This window comes from Kibdelosporangium phytohabitans, from assembly GCF_001302585.1.
Lineage (GTDB): Bacteria > Actinomycetota > Actinomycetes > Mycobacteriales > Pseudonocardiaceae > Kibdelosporangium > Kibdelosporangium phytohabitans.
Map to the genome: position 1 here is coordinate 4,164,485 of NZ_CP012752.1, position 12,952 is coordinate 4,177,436.

The 12,952-nt window shown below is 67.4% G+C and carries 11 protein-coding genes; 7 read left to right on the forward strand and 4 right to left on the reverse strand.

Annotation, left to right across the window (positions count from 1 at the left end; all coding sequences use genetic code 11):
- Positions 1 to 319 precede the first annotated feature (319 nt).
- The 5 genes from AOZ06_RS19090 (at position 320) to AOZ06_RS19110 (ending at position 4,509) form a co-directional block, all read left to right on the forward strand.
- Positions 320 to 586 carry a LuxR C-terminal-related transcriptional regulator gene (locus tag AOZ06_RS19090; protein WP_054290648.1) on the forward strand — a complete coding sequence of 89 codons (267 nt, stop codon included), beginning with the start codon at positions 320 to 322 and terminating at the stop codon, positions 584 to 586.
- A gap of 34 nt (positions 587 to 620) precedes the next feature.
- The gene (locus tag AOZ06_RS19095) at positions 621 to 845 is read left to right on the forward strand and encodes an MbtH family protein (protein ID WP_054290649.1); all 225 of its coding nucleotides are present in this window, start codon (positions 621 to 623) and stop codon (positions 843 to 845) included.
- A gap of 87 nt (positions 846 to 932) precedes the next feature.
- Positions 933 to 2,225, forward strand: coding sequence for a class I SAM-dependent methyltransferase (locus tag AOZ06_RS19100; protein WP_157233109.1), 1,293 nt, complete (start codon positions 933 to 935; stop codon positions 2,223 to 2,225).
- Positions 2,226 to 2,316: 91 nt separating this feature from the next.
- Positions 2,317 to 3,114: an inositol monophosphatase family protein gene (locus AOZ06_RS19105; protein ID WP_054290651.1), complete on the forward strand. Its 798-nt coding sequence runs from the start codon at positions 2,317 to 2,319 to the stop codon at positions 3,112 to 3,114.
- Between the two features lie 414 nt (positions 3,115 to 3,528).
- Positions 3,529 to 4,509, forward strand: coding sequence for an asparaginase (locus AOZ06_RS19110; protein WP_054290652.1), 981 nt, complete (start codon positions 3,529 to 3,531; stop codon positions 4,507 to 4,509).
- A 1-nt stretch (position 4,510) separates the two neighbouring features.
- Here AOZ06_RS19110 and AOZ06_RS19115 read toward each other — a convergent pair whose 3' ends face one another.
- The 4 genes from AOZ06_RS19115 to AOZ06_RS19130 all read right to left on the reverse strand — a co-directional run bounded on the left by AOZ06_RS19115 (position 4,511) and on the right by AOZ06_RS19130 (position 9,327).
- A complete protein-coding gene (locus AOZ06_RS19115; RefSeq protein ID WP_054290653.1) occupies positions 4,511 to 4,999 on the reverse strand; it encodes a MarR family winged helix-turn-helix transcriptional regulator in 489 nt (162 codons plus the stop codon).
- Positions 5,000 to 5,004: 5 nt separating this feature from the next.
- Positions 5,005 to 7,254: an LLM class flavin-dependent oxidoreductase gene (locus AOZ06_RS19120; RefSeq protein ID WP_054290654.1), complete on the reverse strand. Its 2,250-nt coding sequence runs from the start codon at positions 7,252 to 7,254 to the stop codon at positions 5,005 to 5,007.
- Positions 7,255 to 7,355: 101 nt separating this feature from the next.
- A complete protein-coding gene (locus tag AOZ06_RS19125) occupies positions 7,356 to 8,369 on the reverse strand; it encodes a FecCD family ABC transporter permease (protein WP_054290655.1) in 1,014 nt (337 codons plus the stop codon).
- Positions 8,356 to 9,327, reverse strand: coding sequence for an ABC transporter substrate-binding protein (locus tag AOZ06_RS19130; protein WP_218922015.1), 972 nt, complete (start codon positions 9,325 to 9,327; stop codon positions 8,356 to 8,358). The genes AOZ06_RS19125 and AOZ06_RS19130 overlap by 14 nt, the downstream gene beginning before the upstream one ends.
- A 105-nt stretch (positions 9,328 to 9,432) precedes the next feature.
- Here AOZ06_RS19130 and AOZ06_RS19135 point away from each other — a divergent pair, with 105 nt between their 5' ends.
- Positions 9,433 to 10,617 carry an MFS transporter gene (locus AOZ06_RS19135; RefSeq protein WP_054290656.1) on the forward strand — a complete coding sequence of 395 codons (1,185 nt, stop codon included), beginning with the start codon at positions 9,433 to 9,435 and terminating at the stop codon, positions 10,615 to 10,617.
- On the forward strand, positions 10,598 to 12,919 hold the full coding sequence (locus tag AOZ06_RS19140; protein WP_054290657.1) for a hypothetical protein: 2,322 nt from the start codon (positions 10,598 to 10,600) through the stop codon (positions 12,917 to 12,919). The genes AOZ06_RS19135 and AOZ06_RS19140 overlap by 20 nt, the downstream gene beginning before the upstream one ends.
- The last annotated feature ends 33 nt before the right edge of the window (positions 12,920 to 12,952 follow it).

The window sequence follows — 12,952 nt, forward strand, 5'->3', positions numbered from 1 at the left end:
GATGACCCGGCCGGTCCAGGCGCCCGGAATTTCATCCTAGTGGCGGAAAGCCATTACGTAGAGCTTTGCCCTGATTTGACGCCATAAAACGCCACCCCGCTGCCCACGATGTGGGCGATCCCGCTGTGGTGGTCCTGAACTGCGGATACCTGGCGTCACCCGCGCTGCGACGGGGCAGGCTTGCGTGGTCGCCGTGCGTGGTGGCATTCTCGGACGAGTGCGTCGCAACGGGTGGCGAACAAGTGATGGGAGCTCGCGGGAAAAGCATATCGGCATTGCTTGTCATTGCTGGGGGATCGACTTTCGGGGGAGTGGCCCGATGTCCTGTGAATCGGTCGTGGAATCACCCGCAACGCTGAGCGCGCTGAGTGCGAAGGTCCTCGAAGGCGTCGCCGCGGGATCGTCGACGGTCCAGCTCGCGTCGGAGCTGTACCTCAGCAGGCAGGGGGTCGAGTACCACGTCAACGTGATGCTCAGGAAGTTCAAGGTGCCCAACCGGGTCGCTCTCGTTTCGAGGGTGTACTCGATGGGTATCTTCGACCACACCGTCTGGCCACCGGCAGTGCTGCCGGAATACATTCGGTGACCATGGTTTTCCGGGACTGGAGGAGTGGTCGGCAGTGAGCACCAACCCGTTCGACGACCCGGATGGCACATTCCACGTACTGGTGAACGACGAGGGCCAGCACTCGCTGTGGCCGTCGTTCGCCGACGTGCCGTCCGGCTGGACCGTGGTGGTACGGGAAACCGACCGCCAGTCGGCTCTCGCCTACGTCGAGGAGAACTGGACGGACATGCGGCCAGCGAGCCTGGTCCGCGCGATGGACGGCTCGACCGGCGGCTGAACCGCGCCCGCCCGGCCCCGGGCCGGGCGGGTTCACCCTTATGTCTTTTTTGTGGCGCGAAGGCGTCTCTTTCGGTAGATGTGGTGTGTGGTCCAGATCGTGGACCGGTGGAACACGGTGTACTTCGAAGGCCGTCTCTCCACTGGGGTACTCGCCGAGCTGCGTGAACTGGCCGACGCGTCCGAAGACGCCTTGGCGTTGGCCGACCGGGCTTTCCGGTTGATGCGGGCCGCCGGGCTGCGGCCGGCCGACCTGTCGGTGTTCACCGCGTGGCTGATCGGTTTCAGCGTGCCGAGAACGGTGCCGAGCGCCTGGTCGGGCACGGTTCCGCCGGTCACCATGGCGGGCAGGCACCGCGTGCTCGACGAATACGTGGCCCGCAACCCGTGGCACCGGCCGGGTGGACAAGGTGTTTTCGTCGACATCGGCTGCGGGTTCCCGCCGTTCACCACGATCGAGACCGCGCAGCGGCTGCCCGGGTGGCGCGTGGTCGGCGTGGACCCGGCGTTCAGCCGGTATGTCGTGTACAACACCGAGGGCGCGTACGCCTGCTACGACGACGACTTACGTTTGCGCTACTACCAAGCAGGCACGTACGACCCCGACAGTGACACCAGCAAGCGCCGGTTCCAGGAGATCCTCGAGCGGTTGTTGCCCCGACTGACCGGCGACGAGGTGGCCGACGACGGCGGCAGGCTGGTCCGCGACCCCATGCACCGCTACGAGACGGACAACCTGCAACTCGTCGGCGGCGGCATCGGCGAATACACAATAGACGGTGGCGTCGACGTGATCAGGTGCATGAACGTGTTCATGTACTTCGACCACGCGTTCCGCCAGAAGGCGCTGGCGTGGGCGGCGCCGCTGTTACGCCCCGGCGGCCTGTTCCTCTGCGGCAGCAACTGGATGGACTCGGCGAGTTCACGCTATACCGTGTACCGCAAGGAGAACGACCGCCTGGTGGCCAAGGAGTTCGCGTTCAGCATCGACAACGTCCGCCCGATCGACCTCGCCCCCTGGTACGGCCTGCACGACGACAACCTCGAGAACCTGGCGAACGCCCACGCGGTCGGGACAGTCCGCGCGGACACCCCGTTCCTGCGCAGGTTCGACAAGCGGATGGACTCCCTGCTGGCCCAGCTCAACATGTGCCCCCGTGACGCGGACGGCTACCTCGGCCACGCACCTGCCGGCATGCCCGCTGAGGACCGCGCCCGGTGCAGTTCGATCCTCGCCGCGCAGCTCGACGACGAAGGGTTCGTCAGTGAAGCGGTCGACGTCCTGCGCAGATCAGGGCGGCACGCGTGGCGCAACCACGTGGGCCACGTGGCGATGCGTCCCGTGACGCCGCCTCCGCTGGCGCCGTCCTCCGTGCTCTGAGTTGACGAACTGGGGCGCGGACTACACGTTCTCGGACGCAATGCCCGCTCACGGGCCGGCCGGCCGGCCGGTGGAGCCGTAAGGTGGCCGCATGGCTGATCACGCGGAACTCATGCCCATCGCCTCGCAGGCAGTGTCCATGGCGCGGAAGATCATTCAGCAACGAGCGCCGGTCAGCGTGACCGCCAAAGGCGACAGGGACATGGTGACGGACGTCGACCTCGCGGTCGAAGACGCCGTGCGTGACTTCCTTGCCAGGGAAACACCCGACATTCGGCTGGTCGGCGAGGAGCACGGGGATACGGGCGCGCCGAACTCCACGCTGTGGTGGGTTCTCGACCCGATCGACGGGACAGCCAACTTCGCCAGGGGGATCCCGCTTTCGGCGGTGTCACTGGCTCTGGTGGACGGAACGCAGGCCGTGCTGGCCGCGATCGACCTGCCCTTCATGGACACTTGGTACACCGCGCGGGCCGGTGGTGGGGCTTATGCCAACGGCGAGCCCATGCGGTGTTCCGCGGTGACGGAACTGTCTGATGCCGTTGTGTCGATCGGGGATTTCGCCGTCGGTGGTGGTGAAGCTGCTGAGAAGAACCGTGTGCGTCTGGCTTTGCTTGCCGATCTGGGGGCGCGCGTTCAGCGGGTGCGGATGATCGGCACTGCCGCTGTTGATCTGGCCTGGGTGGCTCAGGGGCGGTTGGACGCCACTGTCAATCTGTCCAACAAGCCTTGGGACACGATGGCTGGGGTGCTGCTGGTTCGTGAGGCCGGCGGGCTGGTTCTCGATTATGACGGGAGTTCGCATACTTCCGAGTCTGTCAACACTGTTGCTGTTACCGCTGGTTTGCGTGATGTCATCATGGACAGGTTGGGTCGGGCTCGGCTCTGAGCCTTTTCCGGTTTTTGGTGCTTTGTCGTTGGTTCTCTTCGCCGTGCCGGGGTGGCCTCATCGAGTGTCAAGGCGTAGCCCCTTCATTATCTATGGCTCAGCACTTTCCGAAATGGCGGAGCTCACCACGCCCGCAAGCGTACGGCCACCCTCGCCCATGTAAAGTCGGCGCCGCCCTTGGGTTTTGGTTTGGGCTATGGGTGCTCTCGCTTTCGGTTTTCTGCTTTGCAGGCTTCGACCTTTTGTGGCTTCTGGCTTCGTGAGCTCCCGGCTCCCGGCTCCCGCCTTCTGCCGTACGGCTTCTGGGGCTTTGGCTTCCGGCTTCCGGCTTTCCGGGTTTGGCTTTTCGGGCTGGTTCGGGCGTGGTCTATGTGATCCGCGTGGACTGTGTGGGTGGCAGGCTATGGTTGGGCTATGAAGCGAGTGGTCGTGTTCGGGCTGGGTGGGACGATCTCGATGACCGCCGACTCTGGTGGTGGGGTTGTTCCCGCGTTGTCGGCTGGGCAGTTGGTTGCTGGTGTTCCTGGTTTGGCTGGCAGTGGCGTTGCTGTCGATGTCATCGACTTCCGGCGGATTCCTGGGGCTTCTCTTTCCTTTGAGGACGTTTCGGAGCTGGCTGCCGCCATCGATGAGCGGTTGGCTGGTGGGGCGGACGGGGTTGTCGTCACCCAAGGCACTGACACCATTGAGGAAGTTGCCTACTTGCTTGACCTGACTCATGCTCGGCAGGAACCGGTCGTGGTTACGGGTGCGATGCGCAACCCCACTTTGGCTGGGGCCGATGGTCCCGCCAATATTCTGGCGGCGATCCAGACGGCGGCTGCTGAGACCGCGCGTGGTCTCGGTGCTTTGGTTGTGTTCGCTGATGAGGTTCATGCCGCGGCGCGTGTTCGTAAGACGCATTCAACCAGTGGTCATACTTTTCAGTCTGCCAATGGTGGTCCTCTTGGTTGCGTTGTCGAAGGCGAACCTCGAATCATCAATCAGCCCCGCACTCGTGTGACGCTCCCGCCTGCCATCGGTGGTACGGCCGAAGTTCCTGTGATTCCGACAGTTCTCGGTGATACCGGGATGGCGTTGCGGGCCGTCGGTGAATACGCTGACGGCCTCGTTGTGGCTGCGTTCGGGGCTGGGCATGTTCCTGGGGCTGTTGTGGATGTTCTCGGTGATCTCGCGGGGAGGATTCCTGTTGTCCTTGCTTCTCGGGGTGGCGCTGGGTCCACGCTGGCGCGGACCTATGCTTTTCCCGGCTCTGAGAAGGACATGCTTGGCCGTGGCCTTGTTCCGGCGGGCTTCCTCGATCCGGTGAAGGCCCGCCTTCTTCTGCGCCATCTGCTGGTCACCGGCCATGATCGCGCTGGGATCCACGCCGTGTTCGAGCAGGCGGGGCGGTGAGTCAGCGGGTCTCCTCGACGACTTCCCTGACGGTTGCGCACAGGTCGGCTTCGGGGTCCTCGGCGTGAATCCGGGTTGCTGCCCGGTGTGTCAGGTCATGGAAGGCTGATCGCTCGTCCGGGGTGAGTCCGGTCAGGATCGCGTCCTCGACGGCGGCGACTCGCCGGTCCGCTGTGGCGAGGAAGTCCCTGCCCCGCTTCGTCGGCACGATCCGGCGGGCTCGGCGGTCGGCCGGGTCGGGTTGGCGCTCGACCAGTCCGTCCGCTTCCAGTTCGTCGATCAGGTACGTCATCACTGTTCTGTCTATGGCCAGGTGTGCCGCCAGTGCCGCTTGTGTCGGCATGTCCTCGCGGACCACTGTGGACAGAACGTGGTATCCGCGTGTTCCCTGCGGCAGGTGGCTGAGGACCTCCTCGACGCTGTCATGCCAGCGTCGCAGCACCACGGCCAACGCCCACCCGAGGTTGACACCGGCCGGTGTCCTGGACATACGGCCTAACCTTCCTTCGGCACTGGCAGCTTTCGGGCTGCGGTGAGGTCGAAGTTCTTGTCGAACACCCCGTCCGGATCGTACTTCGCCTTCAACGTCAGCAGTCGGCACAGTGTCCTGTCTGGGAAGGCGTCCAGGAGCCTGTCCGGGCTGGTGTCGGTTTCGAAGCTCAGGTACATGCCGTTCAGCAACGGATACAGCTCACTCCACACGGTGTCCAGCTGTCTCGCGCGGCTGGGTGCGGTGGCTGCGAGGACGGAGAAGTTCTGTGTGCGGTGTGCGTAGGCGGTCGCGTCCGCGGGTGTGTCGTTGACCGCGCCGCCTGCTGATCGGAATTGCGCTATGAGCACGTGGGAGGAGGTGATGATCTTCTCGACGGCTGCTGCGACCTCGGGGGTGATGTGCTCGACCAGGCCGCTGCGGCTGTCGGACAGGCCATGGCCGTGGTGTGTGTTGTCTGCGGTGTGCAGGGCGGCCGCGTAGGGCATGACCTGTGCTTGTTCCCGCAGTACCGGTCCTGTCCCGAGGAACGGGCTCAGTGCGGCCTGCGCTGCCGGGATGTCGGAGCCCGCGTACACCAGGGTGACGTGAGCGATCGGCGGCTGGCCACGTCGTGCTGGCAGCAAGGCGAGGAAACTGGTGACCTCACGGGGTGCGTCCTCCACCAGCTTTCCCCAGCGCTGTAGCACACCGGCTGCCTCCGCGGCGTCGATGACCAGGGAGGCGTGTACGACGTCCGTGATTTCCGTCGCCTCGATCTCGAACGCCGTGACGATCCCGAAGTTGCCGCCCGCTCCGCGTACCGCCCAGAACAGGTCGGGGTGGTGTGTTTCGTCGGCCCGCAGCGCTGTCCCGTCCGCGAGGACGATGTCGACGGCCAGGACATGGTCGATCGTGAGACCGTAGCTGCGCGCCAGGTAGCCGAGCCCGCCCGTGGTTGCCAGGCCGCCGACGCCCACACCTCCGTAGTCGCCCGAACTCACCGCCAGGCCGTGGGGTGCGAGCGCCTCGGCCACTTCTCCCCAGCGGGCCCCGGGTTCGACGCGGACTCGCCGCGTTGCGCGGTCCAGGACGCTCACCTTGTTCAACCGGGCGAGGTCGATGACGATGCCACCGTCGTTCGTGGACCGTCCGCTGATGCCGTGGCCGCCGCTGCGCACTGAGATCGTCACCTGCTGCGCCCGCGCGTACGTCAACGCGGTCGCGACCTCCTCGGCGTTCCCAGGCTGGATCACCAGCCCGGGAGATCCCTTGTACGAGTACGTGTGCCGGACTCGTTCGTAGCCCCGGTCGCCTGGCCCGACCGACCTGACCTGTAACTCGCGCGGCAACGCGTCGTAGTCGATTCCCGCCACACGCTGGGAAGTCCCGCGTTCGTCGGCCACGGCTGCCCGCAACGCGGGTGCGACTTCGGCACCGAACGCCTGGATGGTCCTCGCGTCGTCGCCGCCGATGAAGAACGCGCTGACGCCGTGTTCGAGAACCAGCTCAAGCAGTTGCTCGACCCAGTCGGCGGGCGTGCCGTGCAGTGCGGTGTCCGAACGGTCGAAGCTCGCGCCCATGATGTTGAGCAGCCTGCGGACCGTGCGCGGATCACGGCCCGCGGTGGCCGCCGCCTCGTCGATGGCCGCGTTGCCCGCGGCCAGGTCGCCGGGCTTGAGGTACTCCAGCGTCGGCAGCCAGCCGTCGGCCTTGGCACCGGTCAGTGCCAGCATCTTCGGCTTGTACGCGCCGAGCCAGATGCCGATGTCGTGCTGTGGTGCGGGGCCGCGTTTGACGCCGGGGACCTGGTAGTGCCGTCCGTCGTACCGGAACATGCCGCGTGTGCCCGCGTCCCACAGGCCGCGGAAGATGTCGATCGCTTCCGAGAGCGCCTCGATCCGCTGTCCGGCGCTCTTGCTGCCGCCGCCCATGCCGTGGATGGCGTCGCCGAACCCGCCCGCGCCGATGCCCAGCTCGAACCGGCCACCGGAGAGCAGATCCAGGCTCGCCGCCGCCGTGGCGAGCACCGCGGGCGGGCGCAACGGCAGGTTGATGACGTTGCCGGACACGGTGATCCGGTTCGTGCGCGCCGCGACCCAGCTCAGCAGCGTCCACACGTCCAGCAGGCCCGCGTTGTACGGGTGGTCCTGGAACGTCGCCGCGTCCAGCCCGGCGGCCTCCGTCAGCTCGGCCAGCCCGACCGCGCGAGCCGGGTCCTTGGCGGACGGCGTGATGAACGTGCCCAGCACCAGGTCGTGGCCGTAGTCAGTCATCCGCAACTCCCGTTTGTCAGGAATATCATCTCACCCAAGACGATATTTCCGACAACGCACACACCGGTCGAGGTATTTCCCCGGGTCAGCGGAGACTCAGGTCACAGCTCACCGCGTTTGCGGGACACGAGCAGGAAGAGCGGAACGCCGACCAGTGCGGTGAACACGCCGACCGGCACCTCGCGAGGCGCGTACGCGACTCGTGCCAGCGCATCCGTCCACACCAGGAACATCGCCCCGACCAGCGCCGTGTACGGCAGCAGGACGCGGTGCTCGGGGCCGACCAGGAACCGCACTCCGTGCGGGACGATCAGCCCGACGAACCCGATCGCCCCGACCGACGCCACTGCCACGGACGTCAGCAGCGCGGTCGCCACGAGCAGGACCAGGCGCGTCCGGCGGACGTCGACGCCCAGTCCCGCGGCGGTTTCGTGACCCAGGGCGAGGACGTCCAGCGACCGCGCGCACACCCAGATGACTCCGAGGCCCACCGCCGCGGCGATCGCGGTCACCACGACCGAGTCCCATCGCGCCGAGGACAGGGAACCCAGCAGCCAGTAGGTGATCGCGCGTGTCGTGTCCGGATCCGCCGACGCCATCAGGATCAACGACGTGACCGCTGCGAACAGCTGCCCGACGATCACGCCGATCAGCACGATCCGGACCGTGTGCAACTTGCTTCGGCGCAACAGCAGAAGCATGAGCGTGAACGCCAGCGCGGCGCCGGCGAACGCGCCGCCCGTGATGCCGATCGAACTCGCGCCGACGCCGAGCACGACGACCGCGACCGCACCCGTGGAGGCTCCGTTGGAGACGCCCAGCAGGTACGGATCCGCCAGCGAGTTGCGCGTGATCGCCTGCAGCACGGCACCGCAGACCGCGAGCGCCGCCCCGACCAGCGCGGCCAGCAGGACGCGGGGAATCCGCAACTGCCAGATCACCGAGTCGGTCAGCCGGGGCAGCGGCTGCACCGGCAGCCCGAGGTGGGTGCCGATCACCCGGCCGATGTCCGCGTAACCGACGCCGGTCGCACCGATCCGGACGGCGACGAGGAGCGTGACGAGCAGCGCGAGCGGTGCGGCGGCCGCGAGCGCGATCCGTCTAGCGCGCGACACCGAGCGACTTCAATCCCTCGGCGACGAGCCGCAAGGAGTTGGCGCTGCGCACAGTCGGGTCCAGTTCGATTCCCGGCACCTGGATGATCCTGTTCCCCCGCATCGCGTCCAGCTGCGAGATGACCGGGTGCGCACGCATCATGGCGATCTTCTCGGCCGCGCTGTCACCCGGTGTGCCGCGGTCGGCGAGGTCACCGACGACGATCACCGTCGGGTTCCGCTTGGCGATCTCCTCCCACGACACCTGCGGCCATTCCTCGCTGATGTCGTCGAACGCGTTGGGGGCACCGATGATCCGGCTCATGTCGCTCGGGATCCCGTTGTGCCCGGCGACATACGGGGAGTCCTTGAAGACCGAGTACAGGTACACCACGGTCGGTTTGCCCGATGTCAGCGTCGACTGCTTGAGCGCCTCCCGCTGCTGTGCGATCAAGGCGTTCGCGCGATCGGGGATGCCGAAGATCCTGCCGTAGTTCTCGTAGTCCCGCAACAGTCGCTCGAACGGCGTTCCCGGCTCGTCACGGTGGCATTCCACCGCGCTGATGTACGACGGCAGGCCGAGTTCCTGGAGTTCCTCGCGCGTGCCGAGCTGGTCCTTGACGAAGTTCGACGCGAAGGAGCTGACCACCAGATCCGGCGTGGCGGCCCGCAGTTGCTCACCGGTCAGCTGCTTGGCGCTGAGGACCGGGACCCGGTCGTACGCCGCCTGGTACTCGGGCAGGATCCTGCCGGAACGGAAGGCCGTGCCCACCATGCGATCGCCCAGGCCCAGCGCCAGCAGGGTCTCGGTGGAGGACTGCTCCACGGTGACGACCCGGCTCGGTGGCCGGTCGAAGCGCAGTTCCCGCCCGCAGTTGGTGACAGTGGTCGCGTTCCGGCCTGGCGCGGCCGACTCGGCGGGTGCGGCACAAGCGCCGGCCATGACCACTACGGCGAGTGCCGCGCCCAACCGGATCACGAAGTCCTCCCTGTCGCATGTAACTTGCAACAAGCAGGGTATCTCATTGACAATGGTTTTCACTATCGCGTTGTCATCTGTCACTGGTCATGGCGAGGGGGGCGAATGCTCGACGCTGCCTTTCTCCGGCTGTGGACCGGGATGACCGCGTCCGGACTGGCCACGTGGGCGTTGCCGTTCATCCTCGGCCTGGCCGTGCTGGACAAGACGCTCAGCCCGGCCGCGCTCGGTGTGGTCCTCGCCACACGCACCATCGGCTTCCTCGTGGCCGTGCCGGTCGGGGGAGTGCTGGCCGACCGCTACTCACGCCGTGCCGTCGTGCTGTGGTCCGGTCTGATCGCGGCCGGTGCGTCACCGGTGATCGCCGTGGGTTCGGTGCCGCTGATGGCTGTGGCGGCGGCTGTCGTGGGCGTCGGGCAGGGCGCGTGCCGTCCGGCGTTCCAGGCGCTGGTGGCCGAAGTGGTCACGGTCGAGCGCCGTCAGCGGGCCAACGCGGCCATGACGCTCTCGGTCCGGGTGACCACACTCGTCGCACCTGGGCTGACCGCGTTGCTGGCCACGGTCGTGGACACCGGCTGGCTGCTGGCCGGCACCGGTCTGCTGTGGCTGGTCGCGGCGCTCCTGCCGCCGGCCGGTTCGGCCGAACCTGCCGCGCAGGCCACCCGTCCACGGCTGGTCAGCGAGTTCACCGAAGGCGTCAGGGAAGCGCGCAGGCACCCGTGGTTCATGGCCGGTCTCGGCGCGCTGGCCGCGGTGATCTTCACCGGGTACTCGGCGACAGGAGTGGCGCTGCCCCTGCTGAGCGGGTCGGAAGCGGTGCTCGCGGCGGCGTTGACCGCGTACACGGCCGGTGCGCTGGCCGGAGCGTTGATCATCGCCCGCTGGCGTCCCAAGCGCCAGGGCTGGGCGGCGCTGGCGGGCCTCGCCTGTTACGGCTTCGCTCCGCTGAGCCTGCTCGTGGACCTCGGACCGGCCGTGGTCGTCGCGGCCTATGTGCTGACCGGGATCGGGATCGAACTGTTCAACGTGCCGTGGTTCACGGCGACCCAGCGCGAGGTGCGGCCGGAACTGCTCGCTCGTGTGTCCTCATTGGACTTCCTTGTCTCGTACGGGCTCGCGCCGCTCGGCCTCGCGCTGATCGCACCGGCGATCGACGCGTACGGGACCACAGCGGTCCTCGCGGGCTGCGCGGTGATCTGCTTCGCCGCACCGGCCGTCGCCGCCGTGGTGCCCAGCTCCCGGCATTTCGGCCGAAGCCTAGAATCCTCGGGTGAACCGCGACGACGGTGACGGACAGGGCGACGAGCAGGGCGGCGAATGGGAGCCGGCGCAGGAGGCGTTGACGGCCCTGTTGCACGAGGCGCTGCGGAAACCCGAGATCGTCATGGGGATGGACCGGGCGCAGGTCACGCCGATGCGGACCGGTCAGGCGATGCTGGACAACCAGCGTGTGCTCGCCAGAGTCCGCATGGAACAGGACGAGGTGGCCAGCCAGCGGCTGGAGCAGGGCTGGCGCACTGACGCCCGGCCGGCCGCGCGGCTGTCCGCCAAGCAGGTGCTGTGGCTGGTGTCGCTGTTCCTGATCGGTGTCGGGTACATCTCGCTGATGCGCGAGGCCTGGCCGGCGATGGCCGTCGTCGACCAGGTCGTTGCCGTGATCGGGCTGATCGCGGTGATGGGCCTGTCGGTCCGGCACGCCGCCGAGCAGGCGCCGGAGATCTTCACCGGGGCGGGGATCGACCTGGCCGACGGTCCCGAGGATCCCACGTACGGCCTCGGTGAGCGGTGGGACGTCGTGCTGACGACGTTGATCCTGCCCGAGCTGCACCGGTACCTCACCGTCAGTCAGGAAAGGGTCTACAACACCGTTCTGCGGTCCCGCAAGACCGTCAACCTGTACACGGAGGACGATGAGGATGTCGTCGTGACGGCTGCGGCACAACGCCTTGGCCGTGTGATCGGCCGGTCCGGGTCGGGTGCGATCGCCCTTGCCGGGCAACGGGGGGCCGGCAAGACCACCGTGATCCAGTCGATCACGCGCGGCCGGTTCCACGGACCGGACGTGCCGCTGCCGCTCACCGTCGTCGCCGCGGCGCCGGCCCGCTACGAGGCACGCGACTTCGTGCTGCACCTGCATGCGCTGCTGTGCAAGGCGGTTGTCACGAAAGCAGACGAGACCCTCGCGCGGAAGATCGACGACACCTGGCTGGCGGAGCCCGGCGAGCGAGGCATTCTCAGCGCCCTGCTCCGGCGGCTCGTGGTTCCGATCGCGGTGGGCGCTGCCACGGCGTACCTCGGCAGCCTGGCGCTGGGCAGGACCGTGTGGACGTTCGCCGAGGACCTGCGCCGGTCCGCCGCGGCCATCTGGAACGGCTTCCCCCAAGCGCTGCTGGGCGTGTTCTTCGGCGGCACGTTCCTGCACAGCGTGGTCATGGTGGTCACCGCGTTGGTCGCGCTGTACCTCGCGGGTGTCGCGCTCGGTCTTGTGCTGGACGCCATCGGCGGCGTCTTCTGGTTCGCAGGCTGGTTGTGGCGCACGACGACCGGCCGCAGACGCGTGCGGCGCGGCCGGGCCGCGCTGCGGCACATCAAGGCTCAGGCGCGCCACCAACTGGACCGGATCCGGTTCCTGCAGACGTTCACCACCGGCTGGTCGGGCAAGATCAGCACACCGCTGAAGGGCGAGGCGGGCCGGACGTGGCAGTCCCAGCGCGCCGAACAGCAGCTCACGCACCCCGAGGTGGTCGAGCAGTTCCGCCGGTACGCCGGGGCGACCGCGGCGGCGATGACCGCGGCCGGGCTGATCGACCGGATCGTGATCGCCATCGACGAGCTGGACAAGATCGGCCAGCCGGAGAAGGCGCACGAGTTCGTCAACGACATCAAGGGTGTTTTCGGCATCCCCGGCTGCCTCTTCCTCGTCTCGGTCTCCGACGACGCGTTCACCGCGTTCGAACAGCGCGGGATCGCGGTGCGTGACGCGTTCGACAGCGCGTTCGCCGAGATGATCAGGATGGACCACTTCACGTTCGAGGAGAGCAGGCTCTGGATCCTGGCCAGGCTGCCGGACGCGCCGGAGCAGTTCTGCCTGCTGCTGCACTGCCTGTCCGGCGGGCTGCCCCGCGATCTGCGGCGCACGGTGATCGAGATGCTCGACGTGACCTTCGACGTCTACAACCCGACGCTCGCCGAGGTGGCCACCCGGCTGGTCGGCCAGGAACTGCTCAAGAAGTCCCACGCGTTCGCCGGGATGGCACGCGCGCAGGAGCCGCGACCAGGGCTACCGCGCCTGATGGCCGACCTGCTCGCCACCCGCACGGCCGCCACACCGGGCGAGATGCTCGAACTGGCCGAGAGCCTGAGCCCGGATGACGAGAACTATGCGCGATTACGCGCGCAGAGCAGTGGTTTCCTGCTGTTCTGCGCGACGATCCTCGAGGTGTTCACCGACGAGCTCGACGAGGAACGGCTGCGTGGCACGCACGTGGCGTCGCTGGCGGACGTGCGTCAGCAGATGGCGTCCGACCCGGAGGTGGCCAGGCAACTGCTTGCCACGTTCCGCAAGGACCACGGCTTGGCGTACGACAGCTAGTGTGAGAAGACGACGGCGGGAGCACGCACTGGG